The 21,571-nt window shown below is 73.2% G+C and carries 18 protein-coding genes; 12 read left to right on the plus strand and 6 right to left on the minus strand.

Annotated elements, in window-relative coordinates:
• Nucleotides 1-31: 31 nt before the first annotated feature.
• A complete protein-coding gene (locus ACIGAQ_RS35195) occupies nucleotides 32-1,588 on the minus strand; it encodes an MFS transporter (protein ID WP_399790254.1) in 1,557 nt (518 codons plus the stop codon).
• A gap of 86 nt (nucleotides 1,589-1,674) precedes the next feature.
• Between ACIGAQ_RS35195 and ACIGAQ_RS35200 the strand changes: the two genes are divergently transcribed.
• Nucleotides 1,675-2,253, plus strand: a complete 579-nt coding sequence (locus tag ACIGAQ_RS35200) for a TetR/AcrR family transcriptional regulator (RefSeq protein ID WP_311685524.1) — start codon at nucleotides 1,675-1,677, stop codon at nucleotides 2,251-2,253.
• Nucleotides 2,254-2,286: 33 nt separating this feature from the next.
• Here the strand turns inward: ACIGAQ_RS35200 and ACIGAQ_RS35205 are convergent, their stop codons facing one another.
• The gene (locus ACIGAQ_RS35205) at nucleotides 2,287-3,588 is read right to left on the minus strand and encodes a vanadium-dependent haloperoxidase (RefSeq protein WP_399790257.1); all 1,302 of its coding nucleotides are present in this window, start codon (nucleotides 3,586-3,588) and stop codon (nucleotides 2,287-2,289) included.
• A gap of 102 nt (nucleotides 3,589-3,690) precedes the next feature.
• Nucleotides 3,691-4,989 (minus strand): PucR family transcriptional regulator, encoded by a 1,299-nt coding sequence (locus tag ACIGAQ_RS35210; protein WP_399790260.1) that lies wholly within the window; start codon nucleotides 4,987-4,989, stop codon nucleotides 3,691-3,693.
• A gap of 152 nt (nucleotides 4,990-5,141) precedes the next feature.
• On the opposite strand from ACIGAQ_RS35210, the gene ACIGAQ_RS35215 reads away from it, so the two are divergent.
• A complete protein-coding gene (locus tag ACIGAQ_RS35215; RefSeq protein WP_311685518.1) occupies nucleotides 5,142-6,068 on the plus strand; it encodes a proline dehydrogenase family protein in 927 nt (308 codons plus the stop codon).
• Between the two features lie 54 nt (nucleotides 6,069-6,122).
• On the plus strand, nucleotides 6,123-7,754 hold the full coding sequence (gene pruA, locus ACIGAQ_RS35220; protein WP_311685516.1) for an L-glutamate gamma-semialdehyde dehydrogenase: 1,632 nt from the start codon (nucleotides 6,123-6,125) through the stop codon (nucleotides 7,752-7,754).
• Between the two features lie 77 nt (nucleotides 7,755-7,831).
• Here pruA and ACIGAQ_RS35225 read toward each other — a convergent pair whose 3' ends face one another.
• Nucleotides 7,832-8,776, minus strand: coding sequence for a zinc-binding alcohol dehydrogenase family protein (locus tag ACIGAQ_RS35225; protein ID WP_399790264.1), 945 nt, complete (start codon nucleotides 8,774-8,776; stop codon nucleotides 7,832-7,834).
• 83 nt (nucleotides 8,777-8,859) lie between these two features.
• Between ACIGAQ_RS35225 and ACIGAQ_RS35230 the strand changes: the two genes are divergently transcribed.
• Entirely contained in the window at nucleotides 8,860-9,393 is a 534-nt protein-coding gene (locus tag ACIGAQ_RS35230; RefSeq protein WP_311685512.1) for a GNAT family N-acetyltransferase, read from the plus strand.
• Between the two features lie 249 nt (nucleotides 9,394-9,642).
• A complete protein-coding gene (locus ACIGAQ_RS35235) occupies nucleotides 9,643-9,774 on the plus strand; it encodes a hypothetical protein (protein WP_311685510.1) in 132 nt (43 codons plus the stop codon).
• Between the two features lie 51 nt (nucleotides 9,775-9,825).
• Here ACIGAQ_RS35235 and ACIGAQ_RS35240 read toward each other — a convergent pair whose 3' ends face one another.
• Complete coding sequence (locus tag ACIGAQ_RS35240; RefSeq protein WP_399790273.1) at nucleotides 9,826-11,403, minus strand: purple acid phosphatase family protein; 1,578 nt, start codon at nucleotides 11,401-11,403, stop codon at nucleotides 9,826-9,828.
• A 143-nt stretch (nucleotides 11,404-11,546) separates the two neighbouring features.
• Between ACIGAQ_RS35240 and ACIGAQ_RS35245 the strand changes: the two genes are divergently transcribed.
• Both ACIGAQ_RS35245 and ACIGAQ_RS35250 read left to right on the plus strand, forming a co-directional pair.
• Nucleotides 11,547-12,590: a 3-isopropylmalate dehydrogenase gene (locus ACIGAQ_RS35245; protein ID WP_362284197.1), complete on the plus strand. Its 1,044-nt coding sequence runs from the start codon at nucleotides 11,547-11,549 to the stop codon at nucleotides 12,588-12,590.
• 242 nt (nucleotides 12,591-12,832) lie between these two features.
• Nucleotides 12,833-13,921, plus strand: a complete 1,089-nt coding sequence (locus tag ACIGAQ_RS35250; protein ID WP_311685504.1) for a branched-chain amino acid aminotransferase — start codon at nucleotides 12,833-12,835, stop codon at nucleotides 13,919-13,921.
• 260 nt (nucleotides 13,922-14,181) lie between these two features.
• Here ACIGAQ_RS35250 and ACIGAQ_RS35255 read toward each other — a convergent pair whose 3' ends face one another.
• Nucleotides 14,182-15,636, minus strand: a complete 1,455-nt coding sequence (locus ACIGAQ_RS35255; RefSeq protein ID WP_399790277.1) for a cytosine permease — start codon at nucleotides 15,634-15,636, stop codon at nucleotides 14,182-14,184.
• 115 nt (nucleotides 15,637-15,751) lie between these two features.
• Between ACIGAQ_RS35255 and ureA the strand changes: the two genes are divergently transcribed.
• The 5 genes from ureA to ACIGAQ_RS35280 all read left to right on the plus strand — a co-directional run bounded on the left by ureA (nucleotide 15,752) and on the right by ACIGAQ_RS35280 (nucleotide 21,345).
• Entirely contained in the window at nucleotides 15,752-16,456 is a 705-nt protein-coding gene (ureA, locus tag ACIGAQ_RS35260) for an urease subunit gamma (protein WP_311685500.1), read from the plus strand.
• The gene (locus tag ACIGAQ_RS35265) at nucleotides 16,453-18,165 is read left to right on the plus strand and encodes an urease subunit alpha (RefSeq protein WP_399790280.1); all 1,713 of its coding nucleotides are present in this window, start codon (nucleotides 16,453-16,455) and stop codon (nucleotides 18,163-18,165) included. Before ureA ends, ACIGAQ_RS35265 begins: the two co-directional genes overlap by 4 nt.
• 8 nt (nucleotides 18,166-18,173) lie before the next feature.
• Nucleotides 18,174-19,220, plus strand: a complete 1,047-nt coding sequence (locus tag ACIGAQ_RS35270) for an agmatine/peptidylarginine deiminase (RefSeq protein WP_399790283.1) — start codon at nucleotides 18,174-18,176, stop codon at nucleotides 19,218-19,220.
• A 143-nt stretch (nucleotides 19,221-19,363) separates the two neighbouring features.
• The gene (locus ACIGAQ_RS35275) at nucleotides 19,364-19,978 is read left to right on the plus strand and encodes a TetR/AcrR family transcriptional regulator (RefSeq protein WP_399790286.1); all 615 of its coding nucleotides are present in this window, start codon (nucleotides 19,364-19,366) and stop codon (nucleotides 19,976-19,978) included.
• Between the two features lie 125 nt (nucleotides 19,979-20,103).
• Nucleotides 20,104-21,345: a hypothetical protein gene (locus tag ACIGAQ_RS35280; protein ID WP_399790289.1), complete on the plus strand. Its 1,242-nt coding sequence runs from the start codon at nucleotides 20,104-20,106 to the stop codon at nucleotides 21,343-21,345.
• Nucleotides 21,346-21,571 lie beyond the last annotated feature (226 nt).

A 21,571-nucleotide genomic window follows, 5' to 3' on the forward strand; every position in this document is an offset into this window, starting at 1 on the left:
GGGGGCCCGGCCCCCGGGCGCGGTTCGTCCCTCAGACGCCGGACCGGCTGAGCTTCTCAGCCGGTCCGGCGTTCTGTGTGTCCGGCCCGTGGAAGCCGGGGACGCGCCGGAGCGTCAGCGCCCCGAACACCGCCGCGCCCAGCAGCACCGCCGCCCCCGCGAGGGCCGCCGCGTTCATCCCGCTGGTGAAGGCCTCCCGGGCCGTCGCCGCCAGGGCGTCCCCCGCGCGCCCCGGCAGTTGCCCGGCCACGGCCAGCGCGCCGCCGAGCGTCTCGTGGGCGGGGGCCGGGGCGGAGCCGGGCATCTCGTGCCGGTAGACCGCCGTACCGATCGAGCCCAGGACCGCCATGCCCAGGGCGCCGCCGAACTCCGCGCCGGTCTCCATCAGCGACGAGGCCGTCGCCGCCCGCTCCACCGGGGCCGCGCCCATGGCCAGGTCCATGACCTGGGTGGTGACCATCACGATGCCGAAGGCCAGGACACCGCAGGCCGTCAGCACCACCGCCATGGAGTCCGGTCCGGCCAGGGCCAGCAGCACATAGCCACCGGCCGAGATCGAGAAGCCTGCCGTGACGACCGCGACACGGGAGGCACCCTTGCGGACGACCTGGGCGGTGACCGGGGCCGCCAGACCGATGGGCACGGACGGGAGCAGCGCCCACAGCGAGGCCTCCAGGGCGCTCTTGCCGAGCACCGACTGGATGTACTGGGTGGTGAAGAACGCCGAGCCCATCATCGCGAACAGCGAGAGCAGGTTCAGCACGACGGCGGGCCCGAGGCCCCGGCCGCGGAAGAGGGCCGGTGGGATCATGGGGGAGGCCGAGGTGCGCTGGCGGTGGACGAACAGGGCCGCGAAGAGCAGGCCGACGGTGATCGAGACGACGTACCGGACGTTCCAGCCCTCGGAGGTGATCTCCTTCAGGCCGTAGATCACCGGGAGCACCGCCGCCATCGACAGCGGCACGCTCCACAGGTCGAAGCGGCCCGGGGCGGGGTCGCGCGACTCGGGGAGCAGGAGCGGGCCGAGGACCAGCAGCAGGGCCATCGCGGGCAGATTGACCAGGAAGACCGAGCCCCACCAGAACCACTCGACGAGCACGCCGCTCATCACCGAGCCGAGCGCGACGCCGCCGGTCATGACCCCCGACCACAGGGCGATCGCCTTCGCGCGCTGCCCGGGGTCGGTGAACATCGTGCGGACCAGCGCCAGGGTGGAGGGCATCAGGGTCGCGCCGCCGATGCCGAGCACCGCGCGGGCCGCGATCAGCGCCTCGGCGCTGTGGGCGTACGCCGCCGCCAGGGAGGCGGCTCCGAAGGCGGCCGCGCCGATCAGCAGGAGCCTGCGGCGGCCGATCCGGTCGCCGACCGCGCCCATCGTCATCAGCAGGCCGGCCAGGACGAAGGCGTAGATGTCGAAGATCCACAGCTGCTGGGTGCCGGAGGGCTCCAGGTCGGCGCTGATCTCCGGGACCGCGAAGTACAGGACGGAGACGTCCATGGAGACCAGGAGCAGCGGGAGCATCAGCACGCCCAGCGCGGTCCATTCGCGGCGGCCGGCGAGGGCGGGAGGGGACGGGTTCGTCGTCATGGGCAGGACTGTACGAGCGTCTTAAACGCTTGTCTAGTACGGCTGTATAAGACGGCCGTCTGGACGCCGGAGTAGGGTGGCGCACCATGGGACACCGTGAGGATCTGCTGGAAGGCGCCCAGCGCTGCCTGCTGGCCAAGGGCTTCCTGCGCACCACCGCGCGCGACATCGTCAAGGAGTCGGGGACCAACCTCGCGTCCATCGGCTACCACTACGGCTCGAAGGACGCGCTGCTCGCGCAGGCCTACATCGAGATGGTGGAGGGGATGTCCGCGGCCTTCGAGGGTGGTGGCGAACTGCGGGGCGAGCCGGGCTCGCTGGAGCGGTTCGCCGAGGTGTGGACGAACATCATCGCCACCATGCGGGAACCGGGCTCGCTGTGGCGGCTCAGCCTGGAGATCGTGGCCATGGGGGACCAACTGCCGGAGGTGCGGGAGCATCTCGCGCGGGCCCAGCGGGAGGGGGCGCGCGGCATCGTCACCCTCTTCCACGGCGGGCACGAGGACGACGTGCCGGAGGACCGGGTGGACACCCTCGGGTACTTCTACCTGACGCTGATGATGGGCCTGATGGCGCAGTGGACCTTCGACCCGAGGAGCGCGCCCGAGGCCGGTCAGCTCGCCGCGGGGCTCCGGCAGGTCATCGAGGCGGCTGCCCGGGCGTGACGGAGCGCTCTCGCGGTCCCGTGGCCGGCGGAGTCAGGGAATGGGGCGGAAGTACGTCCGCAGCGCCCAGTCGGCCAGCCGCCGGCCGGTGGCGACGCCCACCTCGTCGGCCGTCCGGGTGTGGATCCCGCCCCAGACCCGGGCGTCGCTGACGTCCCGTTCGTAGTCGCGGGCCGAGCGGTAGTGGCGGGTCGTGCCGGTGGTGGCCGACCGGATGCGCAGGTCGACGCGGGCGGTGCCGAGGATTCCGGTCAGCATGCGCATCAGCGCGCCGCCCATCGTGGCGTGGCCGCTGAGGTAGTCGGGGTGGGCCGGGGTGGTGAGCAGCGGTTCCCAGTGGCGGTCCGGCCGGGTCGCCGGATTGCCGTCGGTGTCCGCCTCGCGCAGGGCGGTGACGGGCCGCCAGGTGCCGTAGTGGAGCTTGGCGTCCCAGGCCGTGATGACGGCGTCCGCCTGGGCCGTGTTGGCCGCCGCGTACAGCCGGGCCGTCTCGGCGATGCCGAAGCCGTGGCGGGTGGCGTGGTCACCCAGGGCCCCCTGGAGGTCCAGGGCGACGAAGTACCGGGCGGTGTCGGTCTGCCGCGGTGTGCGGTGCGAGCCGGTCCGCCCTCCGTAGAGCGCCAGTTCGTGCAGGTCCCGGGCGTAGCGGGCCGAGCCGAGCGGAGGCGGCGGGCCGGGGCGGAACCGGCCGGGGGAGTCCAGCAGCAGGGGCCGCATCCTGCCGAGCCAGGCGCCGGCGAACGGCTCGTGACCGGGCGGGGTGGGCCGCCAGACGCCGGGTCGGGGGCGCGCCGGGAAGGACACCGGCGCACCCCGGCCGTCGTCCCGGCGCAACTCGATGACGTGGGCGGCGGCGCGCCGGCCGAACGCCACGCCCTCGTCCTCGGCCCTGCCGTCGGGGATCGTCGCGAGGGTGCCGGTCAGGGCGTCGTCCAGGCGGGGCGCGGCGGCGGGGAAGTGGTGACGCAGCATCCGGTGCGCCGCCGCGGCGGCTGCCGCCGCGGAGGAGGCCGTACGGGGAGACCGCCCGTCCCACTTGTAGGGCGCGAAGCGGCCCTCGACGCCCACGACCGCGTTGTAGACGGCGGTGGAGACGTACGCCTGCCAGACGAACGTCTCGGCCGGGCCCGGCCTGGCCTCGGCCTCGATGACGGCGTCCGCCGTGCGCATCCAGTCGAGCACGACCGCGGCGCTCCGCACGTCCCGGTGGGCGCCCCGGCCGTCGGGGCCGGGCCGGGCGCTCGCGTGCGGAACCGGCAGCGCGAGGGCCAGCACCCCGCACGCCAGCCCCGCCACCGCCGTCCGCGTCGCGGACCAGGCACGTCGGTCGCGCACGTGAGCTCCTCCCAGCCGATGGCACACCGGGAGAACCGTGTCCGCGCGGAGGGCGCGACGGCACGGGCCGGTCCCGTAAACCGCCCGGCCGGGCGACGGGTCTCACCCGGACGGCCCCGCGGCCCCGCCGGGGGAGAGCCGGGCTCCCTTCAGCGTCATGTGCAGCAGCAGCCGGTCCTCGCCGTCGTCCAGGTCGAGACCGGTCAGCTTCTCGATCCGGGACAGGCGGTAGTACAGGGTCTGGCGGTGGATGCCCAGCTCGGCGGCGGCCCGGGCGGCCTGCCCGGCGCAGTCGAGGTAGACCTCGGCGGTACGGGCGAGTTCCCGGTGGACGGGCACGAGGAGCGTCTGTACGGCCGGGTCGCGGGCCACCTCCGCGGGCAGCGCGGTGAGCAGCCGGAACGGCCCGATCGCCGCCCACTCGGCGACCGGCCCCAGCCGGGGCTCCGCCAGCGCGGCACGGGCCGCCGCGGACGCCTCCCGCCAGGCGGTGCCCAGCCCGGCGAGCCCGGCCCCCGGGGTGGCGACACCGGCGGCCGGCCCGCCCGCCGCGCTGCCCCCGGCCGGGTGCCCGGGCCGCGCGGGGTCGCCCGGGGCGCCTGCGGCACGTGCCCGTTCCAGCAGGCGGTTCGCCGCCGTCGTCGCCGGGCTCAGGACGTCCGCCGAGCGCAGCCGCATCAGGACCGCCACGCACTGGTCCGTCGCCCCCCACGGCAGCGTGCACAGCGCCGCCGCGCCCGGCATCGTGCGGACCGACGGCGCGTCGTCGGGGTCGGCCGAGGGCCAGGGCGCGACGCACACCACGGTGTGCGGGGCGTCGGCCCGGTGGCCGAGCGCCGTGCGCAGCTCGGCGATGGCCATGTCGCGCTGCCAGTCCCGCTCCGCGGTCAGGACCGCGCGCAGTTCGCGGCTGAGGTCGGCGCCGTGCTGGGCCTCGTCGGCGAGCAGGGCACCGATCCGGGCCGTCACCCCCATGGCCGCCGACAGCTGCCGCTCGCTCGGGCCGGGGTCGTCGTCCAGCAGCCAGACGTAGCCGTGGACCACGCCCCGGTGGCGGACGGGCAGGCAGATCCGGCCGCGGTAGACGCCGGCCTCCGGCGTCGGCGGGATGCGGACCGGGCCCGTCGCACGCGTGATGCCGAAGCCCTCGAACCAGGCCCGGACCGCCGCGGTGGAGCGGCGGGTGAGGATCGAGCGGGTGCGCACCGGGTCCAGGGCCGACGGATCGAGGTCGCCCTCGCTGTCGTACGCCCCGAAGGCGATCAGCTCGAAGTCGCGGTTCTCCAGCGTCGCGGGCGCGCCGAGCAGCTCCGAGATCTCGTCGGCCAGCTCCTGGTAGTCACCCCTGTGTTCCGGCGTCACCCGGGCATTGTCCCCCACCCCACGGGCACCTTCATACATATGTCTGAGATCTGTGGCACGGATGCGTGACAGCTGTCGATGGCCGACGATCGGAGGGATCCTTAGGTTTCACGGTGGTTCTCCGTGCCGTACCCGAGGCGTCGTCCGCCTGGGATACGGCCCTCACGTTGCTTGTGCTCTGGAGGTGCCCCGTGCTGGGTCCCGTGATTCTCGCCGCGTCGCGCAGCGACCGGATGCGACGTCTGATCTCGGCGGCTCCGGTGACCAAGCAGGTCGTCGACCGTTTCATCCCGGGTGAGGACGTCGACGACATCGTCCCCGTCATCCGGGACCTCTCCGGGCAGGGCCTGGAGCTCACGATGGACGTCGTCGGCGAGGACATCACCAGCCCGGCGCAGGCCGCCGCCGCCCGGGACGCCTACCTGGAGCTGATCGACCGCCTCAAGCCGCTGGAGCTCGGCACCCGCGCCGAGATGTCGGTCAAGCTGTCGATGTTCGGGCAGGCCCTGGAGGACGGCCACGAGCTGGCGCTGAAGAACGTCCGCCCGGTCGTCGAGGCCGCCGCCGAGATCGGCACCACGGTCACGCTCGACGCAGAGGACCACACCACCCTGGACTCGATGTTCGCCATCCACGAGGAGCTGCGGAAGGACTTCCCGCAGACCGGCTGCGTCATCCAGGCCTACCTCTTCCGCACCGAGGACGACGCCCGCCGCCTCGCCGCGGACGGCAGCCGGGTCCGCCTGGTCAAGGGCGCCTACAAGGAGCCCGCCTCGGTCGCCCACCAGGACAAGCACGAGATCGACCGTGCGTACGTGCGGATCCTGCGGACGCTGATGGAGGGCGAGGGGTACCCGATGATCGGGTCCCACGACCCGCGCCTCATCGCGATCGCCCAGGAGCTGGCCCACCGGGCCGGACGCAAGCCCGGCGACTACGAGTTCCAGATGCTCTACGGCATCCGCGCCGAGGAGCACCTGCGGCTGGCCGCCGAAGGCCACCGCATGCGCGTGTACACCGCGTACGGCACCGACTGGTACGGCTACTTCATGAGGCGCCTCGCGGAGAAGCCGGCGAACCTGCGCTTCTTCGCCCGCTCGATGCTCACCAAGGGCTGACAGCCCTCCGAGGGCTGAGACCGAACCACCGCTCAGTAAGGAGTTACGGAAAACATGGACGCTGTGACCCAGGTCCCCACGCCCGTCAACGAGCCGGTGCACGGCTACGCCCCCGGCTCGCCCGAGCGGGCCCGGCTGGAGGCCAAGCTGAAGGAGCTGGCCGACAACCCGATCGACCTGCCCTGCACCATCGGCGGCGAGAAGCGGATGGGCGGCGGTGAGGCCTTCCAGGTCGTCCAGCCGCACAACCACCGGGCCGTGCTCGGCACGTACCGCAACGCCACGCAGGCGGACGCCCAGGACGCCATCGACGCGGCCCTGGCCGCCGCGCCCGCCTGGCGCGCCATGTCCTTCGACGACCGCGCGGCGATCATCCTGCGCGCCGCCGAGCTGCTGGCCGGTCCCTGGCGCGAGACCCTCGCCGCCTCCACCATGCTCGGCCAGTCCAAGACCGCCCAGCAGGCCGAGATCGACACGCCCTGCGAGCTGGTCGACTTCTGGCGCTTCAACGTCTCCTACGCCCGCAGGCTGCTCGCCGAGCAGCCCCCGGCCAACGCCCCCGGCGTGTGGAACCGTCTGGACCACCGCCCGCTGGAGGGTTTCGTCTACGCGATCACGCCCTTCAACTTCACCGCCATCGCCGGCAACCTGCCGACCGCCCCGGCCCTGATGGGCAACGTCGTGGTCTGGAAGCCGTCCCCGACGCAGACCCACGCCGCCGTGCTGCTGATGCAGCTGCTGGAGGAGGCCGGCCTGCCCAAGGGCGTCATCAACCTCGTCACCGGCGACGGCATCGAGGTCTCCAAGGTCGCCCTGGAGCACCGCGAGCTGGCCGGCATCCACTTCACCGGCTCGACCAAGACCTTCCAGTACCTGTGGAAGACGGTCGGCAACAACATCGAGAAGTACCGCACCTACCCGCGTCTGGTCGGCGAGACCGGCGGCAAGGACTTCCTGGTCGCCCACCCCTCGGCCGACCGGGCGATCCTCAAGACCGCCCTGACCCGCGGTGCCTTCGAGTACCAGGGCCAGAAGTGCAGCGCCACCTCCCGGGCCTACATCCCCGCCTCGATCTGGAACTCCGGCTTCAAGGAGGAGTTCGCCGCCGAGGTCGACGGCATCAAGATGGGTGACGTCACCGACCTGTCGAACTTCATCGGCGCCGTCATCGACGAGCGTGCCTTCGCCAAGAACAAGGCCGCCATCGACCGCGCCAAGGAGGACGCCTCCTGCACGATCGTCGCGGGCGGCACCTACGACGACTCCGAGGGCTACTTCGTCCGCCCGACCGTCATCGAGTGCACCGACCCGGACAACGAGGTGTTCCGCACCGAGTACTTCGGCCCGATCCTCGCGGTGCACGTCTACGAGGACGACACGTACGACGAGATGCTGACCCAGATGGAGGCCGTCTCCGACTACGCCCTGACCGGCTCGGTCATCGCCAACGACCGTGCGGCCGCCGCGTACACGGCGAACAAGCTGCGCTACGCCGCCGGCAACTTCTACATCAACGACAAGTCCACCGGCGCCGTCGTCGGCCAGCAGCCCTTCGGCGGCGGCCGCGCCTCCGGCACCAACGACAAGGCCGGCGCCCCGCAGAACCTGATGCGCTGGACCCTGACCCGCGCCATCAAGGAGACGCTGGTCCCGCCGACGGACTACACCTACCCGCACATGGGCTGAGCCCCACGTGGACCGACGGGCCGGGTCGACGACCCGGCCCGTCGGCATGCCGGGCCACGGGACCCGTGGGCTCGGGCTCAGGGGTGGGGCACCAGGACGATCCCGCCCCGGGAGCCCTCCTCGGCCCGTTCATGGGCCGCGGCCGCCTCCGACAGCGGCAGGGTCGCCGACACATGGACACGGACGCGCCGGCCGGCCAGCAGCGGGACCGTCCGCTCCAGCAGCCTCCCCGACGGGGCGTCGGGGACGAGGGCGAAGCGCAGGCCCCGGGCCTCCACCTCCTCGGGGGCGAGCCCCAGGTCGGCCGGGACGGTGGCGAGCAGGATGCCGTCCGGGCGCAGCGTGTCCTGGACGCCCGGTGCCAGGTCGCCGCCGACCGGGTCCAGGGCGGCGTCGACGCCGTGCACGGCTTCGGCGAGATCACCGGTCCTGTCGTCGACGGCCTCGTCGGCTCCCAGGTCGCGCAGGAAGCCGTGGTCCCCGGCGCGGGCGACGCCGACGACGTACGCGCCCTCGGCTGCGGCCAGTTGCACCGCCACGTGCCCCGCCCCGCCGGCCGCCGCGCGCACCAGCACCCGGCTGCCGGGACCGACACGGGCCAGGTCGACCAGGGCGCGCCAGGCGGTGAGCACCGCCGTCGCGGCGGCGGCCGCGTGGACGTGGTCGAGCCCGGCGGGCTTGGCGGCGAAGTGACCGGCCGGCGCGGTGACGTGCGTGGCGTGACCGCCACCGTCGATCCGGCCGAACACCTCGTCCCCCGGCCGGAACCGCGTGACCCCCGCCCCCACCTCCTCGATCTCCCCGGACACGTCGTGCCCCAGCGTGAACGGGGGGTCCCCGAACAGCGGGGCGGTGCCGGAACGGGCCAGGCGGTCCGCCGGATCGACCGCGCTCGCGTGCACCCTGAGCAGGATCTCGCCCGGTCCGGGCGCGGGCCGCGGCCCTTCCTCGACCTCCAGGACCTCCGGCCCGCCGAAGCGGTGCTGGGTGATCACCTGCGCGCGCGCCTGCGCCGTGGCCATCGGGTCTCCCTCCCGAGCCGGACCCTTCCATCGTGCGCGGCAAACCCGTCGAGAGCCACCCGGCCGGTCCGCATACTGGGGCGATGACCACCGACGTGCGCACCGCCCACACCGCCCGGCTCACCCCGGCGGAACTCTCCGCCGTCCGCGGCCTGCTGCACGACGCGTTCGACGGCGACTTCGGCGACGACGACTGGGACCACACCCTGGGCGGCATGCACGCCCTGGTGCACGACGGGCACGGCCTCGCGGCGCACGGGGCGGTGGTCATGCGCCGGGTCCGCCACCGGGGCCGCTGGCTGCGCGTCGGCTACGTGGAGGGCGTCGCCGTCCGCCGCGACGTACGGCGGCGCGGGCTCGGCGGCACGGTCATGGGCGCCCTGGAGGAGATCGTCGTGCGCGCCTACGACGTCGGGGCGCTGTCCGCGAGCGACGAGGGCGCGGCGCTGTACGCGGCCCGCGGCTGGCGGACCTGGCCCGGACCCATCCACGCCCTGGGCCCGGACGGCCTCGTCCGCCTGCCGGACGAGGAGGGCAGCACCTACCTGTGGCCCGCTCTCGCGGCCGAACCGGGGGAGGAACTGGTCTTCGACTGGCGCGACGGGGACGTGCTCTGAGGATCCCCAGGTCAGCGGGGTGTGATCCGGTCCGCCGTCTCAGATAGTAGGAAGTCCGAGTAATTGTGGAGACAGACGCTCCGGCCTCCCTTAGCTTTGTAGGAGCCGAACGTCTCGCTCGACCAAGCGAATGGCGGTCGTGAGCCGGGCCCCGTGCAGGCAATCCCTGCGGCACCGCTCCCCGCCTCTTCCGGCGTCTCGAAACCACCCTCCCCTTGCACTCCGTGCTGTCGAAGGAGTCGATTTCCCATGGCCGAGACGACCGTCCGCCGCCGAGTCCGCCACGTTTCCCGTGCGACCGAGTCCGACCGCAAGAACGCCGCCGCCGCGCTGCAGCGCGCCCTCGACCGCAGGGACAACGGCGGATCCACCGGCCACTGAGCCGCACCACCCCGACCGGGAGCCGCACCCGACGGGGTGCGGTGCGGGGCCTCACGCCCCGCGCCGCACCTCGAAATGGTCGATCCGCTCACCGCTCGACGTCAGCGCCGACACCTGAAGCCTCGGCGCGGCGCCGCTCACCGCCTCCACGGAGAGAAACGAGAAGCCGCGGTAGCGCACCCGCGACCAGTGCACCGTCTCCGCCTGCGTGTCCCGAGACCTGGTCCAGCGGAACGAGTCCACCGGCTCGTGATCGGCGGTGTTCCCCTCGTAGCTCTCCTTCACCCCGCCCGGGAAGCCGTACAGCTCCTTGCCGCCGCCGCCCGCGGTGACATAGACGATCCCGTCCCGCCGCGGATCCGTCGTGCCGCCGACCGGCACCGGCCTGCCCACCTCGCCGCCCCGGACGGCGTCGGTCCGCTCGTACACGTGGTTGTGGCCGTTGACGACCAGGTCGACCTCGTGCCGGGCGAACAGCGGCAGCCACGCGGCGCGCACCCCGCCGTCGGAGGCGTGCGTGGACGTCGAGTACGCGCAGTGGTGGAAGAAGACGACGAGGAAGTCGACGTCCTTCGCGGCCCGCAGCTCGCCCAGCGTGCGGTCCAGCCAGCGGGTCTGCCTCCCTGCCGTGTAACCGAAGTTGGCGGGGATCTCGTAGGACACGTCGTTGGCGTCGAGGGCGACCACGCCGACGTTGCCGTACGTGAAGGCGTACACGCCCGGGGCCGTCCGCGCGTCGAAGCCGCTCTCCGGCAGGGAGAACCGGGCGAGTTGACCGCCGTAGCCGTCCGGGGAGTACCAGGCCTCCATGTCGTGGTTGCCGGTCGTCACCATCCACGGCACCGAACGGGCCACCGGCTCGGTCTGCTTCAGGAACCGGTCCCACTGGCTCGCGTCGAACACGTCCGACTCCTTGCCCTTGCCGGTCGGGTCGGCGTAGCAGATGTCGCCCGCGTGGAGGTGGAAGGCGGGCCTCTGCCGCAGCAGCGCACGGTCGATGAGGGCCGCCTCCGCGCCGACGCCCTGGTCGCCGAAGGCGGTGAACACGAACCGCTCGGGCGGACGCGCCGGCGCCGTGCGGAAGGACGAGACGGTCGACCGGTGCCGCGGCGAGGCCGGGTCGAAGCCCTCGTGACCGACGCCGTAGTAGTACGTGGTCCCCGGGCGCAGGCCGTCCAGCGCCGCGTGCAGGTAGTACTGCTCGACCGCCGGCCGGACGCCCGTCAGCTCCGGCGTGTGCAGGTCGCGCAGCTCGGCCTCGACCTTGCGGCCGAGGTCGTCGGGGCGCAGGCCCACCCGGACGTACGGCTTCCTCACCGCGAGCGGCACCTGCCAGGAGATGCGCATCTGCGTCTTCGGGTCGGCCCCGAAGGCGAGGTGGCGGCCGAAGGGCGTGATGAACGAGCCGGGGGCCTTCGAGGTGCTCGGCGACGGGCTCCGCGTCGCCGGGGCGCCGCCCTGCCCGGAGTCCGGGCCGGAGCCGCAGCCGGTCAGCAGCCCGCTCGCCACCGCGCCCGCGGTCACCAGCGTGCGCCGCCGGGACAGTCGCGTGCGCAGGTACTCGTGCTGCTCCGCCATGCTCATCCGGCGGGCGAGCTCGGGCGGGATGCCGAAGTGGGGGATCTCCATGGCCAGTGAACTTCCCAGCGGAGGCCAACGGCCGCAACACATACGGGTGAACGGCGGGCGACGGCCGCGTGCGGTCACCCGCGCGGGTGTCCGCATCACGGACACCTCGTGTCATCCCATGGGACGAGGAGTAGGGTGCCCGCATGTCTCGCAGCATCAATCTCGCAGTGATCCCCGGTGACGGCATCGGCCAGGAGGTCGTGGCCGAAGGCCTGAAGGTCCTCTCCGCCGTCCTTCCGCAGGATGTGAAGCTGGAGACCAAGGAGTACGACTTCGGCGCCCGGCGCTACCACGCCACCGGTGAGACCCTCACCGACGCCGACCTCGACGCCCTGAAGCAGCACGACGCCATCCTGCTCGGCGCGATCGGCGACCCCTCCGTGCCGTCCGGCGTCCTGGAGCGCGGCTTCCTGCTCAAGCTCCGCTTCGCCTTCGACCACCACGTCAACCTGCGCCCGTCCAAGCTCCTGCCGGGCGTGGACACGCCCCTCAAGGGCGAGCCGGCCATCGACTTCGTCGTGGTCCGCGAGGGTACCGAGGGCCCGTACACCGGCAATGGCGGCACGATCCGCAAGGGCACCGAGCACGAGGTCGCCACCGAGGTCTCCGTGAACACGGCCTTCGGTGTCGAGCGCGTGGTCCGGGACGCCTTCGCCCGTGCCCAGGCCCGTCCGCGCAAGAAGCTGGCGCTGATCCACAAGAACAACGTGCTGACCTTCGCCGGCCACCTGTGGACGAACATCTTCAACAAGGTGGCCGAGGAGTACCCCGAGGTCACCACCGAGTACATGCACGTGGACGCGGCGACCATCTACCTCGTCACGCAGCCCGAGCGCTTCGACGTGATCGTCACGGACAACCTCTTCGGCGACATCGTCACCGACCTCGCCGCGGCCGTCTCCGGCGGCATCGGCGTCGCCGCGAGCGGGAACATCAACCCGTCCGGCGAGTTCCCCTCGATGTTCGAGCCCGTGCACGGCTCGGCCCCGGACATCGCAGGCCAGGGCAAGGCCGACCCGACCGCCACCGTGCTGTCCGTCGCCCTGCTGCTGCGCCACCTCGGCCTGGAGGCCGAGGCCGCCCGCATCGACGAGGCGGTCGCCGCCGACCTCGGCGAACGGGCCGGCAAGCCCGCGCGTTCCACCTCGGAGATCGGCGACGCCCTCGCCGTACGCGTAGCCGGCTGATCCGCCGCCGCTTTCCGCAAGCCGCCGGGTCGCATCCGCGCCCGGCGGCTTCCGTGTGTTCCCGCCGGGTGCCACCATCGACCACCGGGCCGGATTCACCCCGTTCCTTCCGCCGCCGCCCCCGGGCGATAATCGAACGCAAGGCCGCGGAATGAGGGAATGCTCGGACGTCCTAGCACTGGTCACCATCAGCGCGGTACCGAGCGCGGCCCGTCACTACAACCGGTGAAGGACATCAACCCATGACGACGCCCACGATCGAGCTCAAGCCCTCCGCCAACCCGCTCTCCGCCGCTGAGCGGGAGGCGATCCTGGCCAACCCCGGGTTCGGCCGCCACTTCACCGACCACATGGTGACGATCAAGTGGACCGAGGGTCGCGGCTGGCACGACGGCCAGCTCGTGCCGTACGCGCCGATCTCCCTCGACCCGGCCACCACGGTCCTGCACTACGCGCAGGAGATCTTCGAGGGGCTGAAGGCCTACCGCCGCCCCGACGGCTCGGTCGCCACCTTCCGGCCGGAGAAGAACGCCGAGCGCTTCCAGCGGTCCGCGCGGCGGCTGGCGATGCCCGAGCTGCCCGTGGAGACGTTCATCGAGGCGTGCGACGCCCTGGTCGGGCAGGACAAGGCGTGGGTGCCGGCCCACGGTGGCGAGGAATCCCTCTACCTGCGCCCCTTCATGATCGCGACCGAGGTCGGGCTGGGCGTGAAGCCGGCCAACGAGTACCTGTTCCTGGTGATCGCCTCGCCGGCCGGCGCCTACTTCCCGGGCGGCGTGAAGCCGGTCTCCATCTGGGTCTCCGAGGACCGGGTGCGCGCGGTCCCCGGCGGCATGGGCGACGCGAAGACCGGCGGCAACTACGCGGCCTCCCTGCTGGCGCAGGCCGAGGCCGCGACGAAGGGCTGCGACCAGGTCTGCTACCTCGACGCGGTGGAGCACACCTGGGTCGAGGAGCTCGGCGGCATGAACCTGTACTTCGTGTACGGGAACAAGATCGTCACACCGTCCCTCACCGGTTCGATCCTGGAGGGTGTCACCCGCGACTCCCTGCTCACCGTCGCCCGCGACCTCGGGTACGAGGCCGAGGAGGGCCGGATCTCGGCCGACCAGTGGCAGCGGGACTCGGAGAACGGGTCGCTGACCGAGGTGTTCGCCTGCGGTACGGCCGCGGTCATCACGCCGGTCGGGACGGTCAAGCGGGCCGGGGCCGAGTGGAAGCAGAGCGGGGGCGAGCCGGGCGAGGTCACGCTGCGGCTGCGGCAGGCGCTGCTGGACATCCAGCGGGGCACGGCCGAGGACAAGCACGGCTGGATGCACCGGCTGGGCTAGACCCCTCCTGGTCCCGGGGGCTCCGCCCCCGGACCCCCGTCCCTGCGCCCACCCACCACCCGAACCGGCCCCACAGGAAGCCGGACCCGCCTTCCGCCCAGGGGCCCGATCCCGGCCGCGGCCCTCCGGCCCGGACGGCCTCGGCCCTCCGGCCCGGTCGCAGACTGCGGCCCGGTCCCGCCCTCCGGCTTCCTCCCGGCCCCCGGCCCCGTCCCCTGCCCATCCCCGCTTCCGGCCTTCGCCCCATCCCCCCGCCGCGATCAACGCGTCGCGTTCGACGCGTCCTCCGTGTCGGCCGGGGGTGCGGCCGCCCCCCGAGCCGCAGGTTCCCTCCGTGCGGGGCCCGGGGTCGACAGCAGGTAGGCCGTGCCTCCTACCAGGCCCGACAGCAGGAAGCTGACGTCCACCCCGCCCGTGAGGGCTAGCAGCGGGCCCTCGTACGACGGCAGGGACACCGCCAGGACGCCCACCGTGGCGCCGGCCGCCCAGGAGAGGGTCGCCGGGACGTGCCAGCCGGCGCGGTACCAGTAGACGCCGCCCCGCGCGCGGCGGTTGAAGACCTGGAGGGCGTCCGCGTCGTAGACCCCGCCGCAGCGGGCGAAACCGATGAGGGTGATGACCGCCCACGGCGTGCCGATCGCCGTCAGGAGCAGCACGAACGACGTCATCGCGTCCTGCGCGGTCGAGTGGTAGTGCCCGGCGAAGACGGCGGCCGTGGCCACGACCGCGACCGTGTACGTCGCCCGCGCCCGGGACGCGCGCGGCAGGATCGCGTCCAGGTCCAGACCCATCGAGTACAGCATCAGACCCGCGTTGCCGACCGAGCCCGCCGAGGCCGCGAGCAGCAGCGGGACCAGGTACCAGGCGGGGGCGGCGTCGACCAGCGGGCCCGCGTAGTCGAGGGCGGCCCGGGCCGCGTACGCCGTGAACGTGCCGAACAGCTGCGGCACCAGCAGGCCCAGCATCAGGCCGAGCCACGTCGCGTGCAGCACCCGGCGCGAGGAGTGGCGGGCCGGGGAGATGTAGCGGGTGTAGTCGCCGAGCAGGGTGATGAAGGCGACCGGGCCGGACAGCCCGGCCGCCACGGCCGCGAGCAGCCACGTCGGCCAGAACCCGCCCAGCAGATAGCCGCCGGCCTCCGGCAGCGCTCCGGTCGTGAAGCCGGGGGCGTAGGCGATCACCCCGAGCGCCAGCAGGGCCGTCATGCCGAACGCCAGGGCCCGGGACATCGCCAGCAGCACCCGGTAGCCGTAGACCGCGCCGGCGACGGTGGCCGCCGCGAGCAGCCCGTAGACGAGCGCGTAGGCCGTGTCGCTCTGCGGCAGTCCGGCCAGGCGGCCCAGTACGCCCACCATCACGTCCCCGCCGATCCACACGGTCAGCGCGGTGTAGCCGAGGGCCAGCAGCAGCCCGACCACCGAGCCGACCAGACGGCCCCTCACCCCGAACTGGGCCCCGGAGGACGTCGACAGGTTGGTGCCGGTGCGCAGGGAGACCAGGGCCAGCGGCGCGGTGAACACGCAGCCCACCACCGTGCCCGCGAGCACCGCGCTGACCGACGACCACCAGTCCAGGCCGAAGGACGGGGGCAGCCAGCCGAAGACGATCACGCCCAGGCAGAGGTTGGAGCCCAGCAGGATCGAGACGAGGTCGCGTGGCCCACTGGTGCGTTCCTCCTCGGGGATGGTGTCGACTCCGCGCTGTTCGATCGGCATGCTGGTCTCCCTCGGTTAGAGCGACGTTCAATGTGATGTGTGCGATGGTGCGCCGTCAACCTTCCGGACAAGGGAAATTCATGTTTAGAGTGATGCTCTAAACGGAGGGAGTGACATGCGGCTGACCCCGACCGAACGCGACCGGCTGCTGCTCTTCGGCGCCGCCGAGCTGGCCCGCGCCCGCAGGGCCAGGGGGCTGAGGCTGAACGTCCCCGAGGCGACCGCGCTCATCGCCGACACGGTGTGCGAGGCCGCCCGGGACGGCAGGCGGCTCGCGGAGGCCGTCGAGGCCGCCCGGTCCGTGCTCGGGCCCGGCGACGTGCTGCCCGGCGTCGCCGACGTCGTCACCGAGGTCCACGTCGAGGCGGTCTTCGACGACGGTTCGCGGCTCGCGGTCGTCTCCGACCCCATCGGCGGCGGCAGCGGAGCCGACGCGCCGGGCGCGCTGCTGCCCGGCCCCGACCACGCCGAGCCGGAACCGCAGGTGCGGCTGACGGTCGTGAACACCGCCACCGTGCCGGTCTCCGTCACCTCCCACTTCCACTTCTTCGAGGCCAACCCGCGCCTGGACTTCGCCCGCGAGCGGGCCTACGGCATGCGGCTCGCCGTACCCGCCGGGTCCTCGGTGCGGTTCGGCCCGGGCGAGCGCGCCGAGGTCGGGCTCGTGCCGATCGGCGGCGACCGGATCGCGATCGGCTTCGCCGGGCTGGTCGACGGGCCGCTGGACGCCCCGGGCGCCCGCGAGGAGGCACTGCGCCGCGCCGCCGCCTGCGGCTACCTCGGCGTACCGGACACACCCGAGCAGGAGGCCGAGCGATGAGCCGCCCAGGAGGACACCCGGCGCAGGCCCGCCGGCTCACCCCGTACGAGTACGCCGCCACCCACGGCCCCCGCGCCGGCGACCGCGTCCGCCTCGGCGACTCGGGGCTGGTCGTCCGCGTCGAGTCGGACTCCCAGCGGCCCGGGGACGAGTTCCTCGCCGGGTTCGGCAAGACCGCACGCGACGGACTGCACCTCAAGGCCGCCGCCGTCCGGGACACCTGTGACGTGGTGATCAGCAACGTCGTGGTGATCGACGCCGCGCAGGGCATCCGCAAGGTCTCCATCGGCATCCGCGAGGGCCGCATCCACGCGATCGGGCGGGCCGGGAACCCCGACACGCTCGACGGGGTCGACGTCGTCGTCGGCACCGGCACCTCGATCGTCTCCGGGGAGGGCCTCATCGCCACCGCCGGAGCCGTCGACACCCACGTCCACCTGCTGTCACCGCGCATCATGGAGGCCTCGCTGGCGTCCGGCGTGACCACAATCATCGGCCAGGAGTTCGGGCCCGTGTGGGGGGTGGGCGTCAACTCGCCCTGGGCGCTGCGGCACGCGTTCGGCGCCTTCGACGCCTGGCCGGTCAACATCGGCTTCCTCGGCCGGGGTTCCTCCTCGCGCGAGGCACCCCTGGTCGAGGCCCTCGCCGAGGGCGGCGCCTCCGGCTTCAAGGTGCACGAGGACATGGGCGCCCACACCCGCGCCCTGGACACCGCCCTGCGCGTCGCCGAGGAGCACGACGTCCAGGTCGCGCTGCACAGCGACGGCCTGAACGAGTGCCTCTCGGTCGAGGACACCCTGCATGTGCTGGAGGGCCGCACCATCCACGCCTTCCACATCGAGGGCTGCGGCGGCGGGCACGTCCCCAACGTCCTGAAGATGGCCGGCGTGCCGAACGTCATCGGCTCCTCCACCAACCCGACCCTGCCCTTCGGCCGGGACGCCGTCGCCGAGCACTACGGCATGATCGTGTCCGTCCACGACCTCAAGACCGACCTGCCGGGCGACGCCGCCATGGCCCGGGACCGCATCCGGGCCGGGACCATGGGCGCCGAGGACGTCCTGCACGACCTGGGCGCGATCGGCATCACTTCCTCCGACGCGCAGGGCATGGGCCGCGCGGGCGAGACGGTCCGCCGCACCTTCGCCATGGCCGGGAAGATGAAGGCCGAGCTGGGCGACCCCGGCGCCGGCCACGACAACGAGCGCGTCCTGCGCTACATCGCCAAGCTGACCATCAACCCGGCCATCGCCCACGGCCTGGCGCACGAGGTCGGGTCGCTGGAGGTGGGCAAGCTCGCCGACGTCGTGCTGTGGCGCCCGGAGTACTTCGGCGCCAAGCCGCAGCTGGTCCTCAAGGCCGGCTTCCCGGCCTACGGCGTGACCGGCGACCCGAACGCGGCGACCGACACCTGCGAACCCCTCGTGCTCGGACCGCAGTTCGGCGCGCACGGGGCGACCCCGGCCGAGATCTCGGTGGCCTTCGTCGCACAGGCCGCCGTCGACCAGGGGCATGACCTGCTGCCCACCCGCCGCCGCAGGGTCGCGGTGCGCGGCACGCGCGGCATCGGCCCGGCCGACCTGCGCCTCAACTCCCGCACCGGGTCGGTGGACGTCGACCAGCGCACCGGTCTGGTCACCCTCGACGGCGAGCCGCTGCGCTCCGCACCGGCCGAGTCCGTCTCCCTCAACCGTCTCTACTTCCTCTGAGGTCAACGATGCCCGCAGCCGCCGACGGCTTCCGCATGCCCGCCGAATGGGTCCCGCACGAGCGCACCTGGATGGCCTGGCCGTCCCCCAACCCCACCTTCGACGACCCCGGTGAACTGGCCGCAGCCCGCGCGGCCTGGGCGTCGGTCGCCCGCGCGGTGCGCCGCTTCGAACCGGTGACGGTGGTGTGCGGGCCGGGGCAGGCCGCCGAGGCCGCCGCGCTGCTCGGGCCGGACGTCGACACCGTCGAACGGGACCTCGACGACGCCTGGATGCGCGACATCGGCCCGACCTTCCTCGTCGACGGGGGCGGTGGACTGGCCGCCGTCGACTGGACGTTCAACGGCTGGGGTGCCCAGGAGTGGGCACGCTGGGACCACGACGCGAAGATCGGCGCGCATGTCGCGGACCTCGCGGGGGCGCGGACGTACGCCTCCCGGCTCGTCAACGAGGGCGGGGCGATCCACGTGGACGGGGAGGGCACGGTCCTGCTCACCGAGACGGTGCAGCTCGGCCCCGAGCGCAACCCCGGGTGGACCCGCGAGCAGGTCGAGGCGGAGATCCACGCGCAACTCGGCACGCGCAAGGCGATCTGGCTGCCGCGCGGCCTGACCGGTGACTACCCTCCCCACGGCTTCGGCACCCTGGGCCACGTCGACATCGTCGCGGCGTTCGCCCGGCCGGGCGTCGTGGTGGCGCACTCCCAGCCGGACCCCGCCCACCCCGACCACGAGGTGACCCGGGAGGTCATCGGCCTGCTGAAGGCGCAGACGGACGCGCGGGGCCGGCGCCTGGAGGTCGTGGAGGTCCCCGCCCCGACCGTGCTGGAGGCCGACGGCCACTGGGCCGACTACTCGTACATCAACCACTACCTGTGCAACGGCGGCGTGGTGCTGTGCGCCTTCGACGACCCGCGCGACGAGATCGCCGCGGGCATCTTCCGCCGCCTCTTCCCCGAGCGCACCGTGACCCTGGTCGACGCCCGGACGATCTTCGCCGGTGGCGGGGGCATCCACTGCATCACGCAACAGCAGCCGAGGACGGCCGTCAGGTAGAACGTACGGGTGAACGAAACGCCGCGCCGCGCGTCCCCCGCCCCCCACCCCACCGAGCCCCTCCGCCTCCCACTGGGACCCGGCCCCGACGCGAGCGGACACCCTTCCCCGGTGGCCCGTGGGGCGGACGTGGTGGCGAGCCGATGAGTAGCGCCGCCGCGCCCCGCCGCCGTACCCCGGCCCCGCCCCGCGAGGACGTGCTCGCCGCCGCCATGGCGATGATCGCCGAGCGCGGCCTGGAGAAGCTCACCATGGCCGCGCTCGGCCGCGAGGTCGGGATGAGCAGCGGTCATCTGCTCTACTACTTCGGCTCCAAGGACGAACTGCTGCTGCGCACCCTGGAGTGGAGCGAGGGCCGGCTCGGGGCCGAGCGGGCCCGCCTGCTGACCCGGGCGGCCCCCGCACGCGAGCGGCTCGACGCCTACGTCGACCTGTACGTCCCCGACGGCCACCGCGACCCGCACTGGACCCTGTGGCTGGAGGTCTGGAACCGCTCGCAGGGCGCCGACGAGAACGCCCGTGACCGGCAGGCCGCCATCGAGGGCGCCTGGCACCGCGACCTGGTCGCCCTGCTCGCCGAGGGCATCTCGCGCGGCGAGTTCCGCCCCGTCGACCCGGACCGCTTCGCCGCCCGGCTGCGCGCCCTGCTGGACGGCCTGTCCATCCACGTGGCGATCGGCCTGCGCGGCACCGACCGGGCCCAAGTGCTGAGCCACGTGCGTGAGTTCCTCGCCGACGGCCTCCTCGCGGACGACTGAACGCGCGCCCGGGTTGTACTCATTACGACGGATTGACCCGTGACCGCAGGTGCTGTTGGCTCTGGGGAGCCCTCGGCGCGGGGCCGGGGGAGAAGCGTCCACGGGGAACACAGGGGGAACAGCACATGACCAGCACCAGGAGGGCCACGTCCGGCGCGCTCGGCGTGGCCCTGGCCGTCACGCTCGGCGCCGCCGCGCTGCCCGCGACCGCCGCACCCGCGCCGCCGCGGACCGAGAAGGCGAGCCTCGCCCCGGACGGCACCGAGGGCAACGGCCCCTCCGGCGGCCCGAGCCTGAGCACCGACGGCCGTGTTCTGGCCTTCGTCTCCAGCGCCGACAACCTCGTCGCCGGTGACACCGACGGCACCGCCGACGCCTTCGTCCGCGATCTGAGGACCGGCACGACCCGGATGGCCGGCCGTGCGGTGGAGGGCTCCGTCGACGACGTCGCCCTCAGCGGCAACGGCCGCCACCTGGCCTTCAGCGCCACCGATCCCGCCGACGGACGCAGTCACGTCTGGGTCGAGGACCTGAGGACCGGCGCCCTGCAGCGCATCGAGGACACCGTCGCCCCGGGTTACGACACCGGCCGGCAGCCGGCTCTCAGCGCCGACGGCCGCTACGTCGCGTTCGTCGCCCAGCAGTCCGGGCTCCCGGAGGGCGAGGACCGCTGGGCCCGCGTCTACCGCGTCGACCGCACCAGCGGCGAGGCCGTCCGCATCAGCCAGGTCCCCGCCGCCGGCGACCGCAGGACCGCAGCCGCGCACCCGTCCATCAGCGCGGACGGCACGCGCGTCGCCTACCAGTTCTTCGTGCCGCACCCCGCCTCGGGCGACTGGAGCGACGCCTGGGTCCGGGACGTGCCGAGCGGTGAGCTGATCCAGGCCGACCGGGCCCCGGACGGCCGGACCTCCGACGGACAGACCGAGTTCCCGCAGATCAGCGCCGACGGACGGTACGCCGTCTTCAACTCCCTCGACGCGCAGCTCACGCCCGGCGACACCAACAAGGGCCACAACGTCTTCGTCCGCGACCTCAGGACGGACGGACTGCGCCGCATCGACGCCGCCGACCCGGCCGCCTTCACCGGCGCCCCACAACTCAGCGCCGACAACCGGTATCTGGCCTTCGTCTCGGCCGACCCGGGCGACACCGACCACACCGACCGCGCCTACGTCCGCGACCTGCGCACCGGACGGACGGTCCTCGCCAGCCCGGACGCCCAGGGCGGTCCCAACGACCACAGCGTGTCCGCGCCGGTCCTCGACCGGAACGGCCGCACGGTCGCCTTCGCCAGCTCCTCACCCGACCTCGTGCCCGGCGACACGTACGACACCTCGCACGTCTACGTCCGCCACACGAGGTGACCGACCGCATCCTGAGACAACCGTGAGCGAGGCGCGGGGGTTGTGCCAGACTGCCCCCGTGCTCTCGTTCGCCATGATTATTGGCAGCAGGCGCGCCGGTCCGCAGTGACCGCCACGTACGACCAGGTACGGGCGGACACCGTCGTCCTCGACCCGCGCGCAGACCTCTCGCACCCGCGAGAGGTTTTTCGCATTTCTGGCCCACCCACAGCCGGAGGCGAGAGCG

Origin of the sequence: Streptomyces sp. NPDC085932 (assembly GCF_044540525.1) — a bacterium.
GTDB classification, from domain to species: domain Bacteria; phylum Actinomycetota; class Actinomycetes; order Streptomycetales; family Streptomycetaceae; genus Streptomyces; species Streptomyces levis.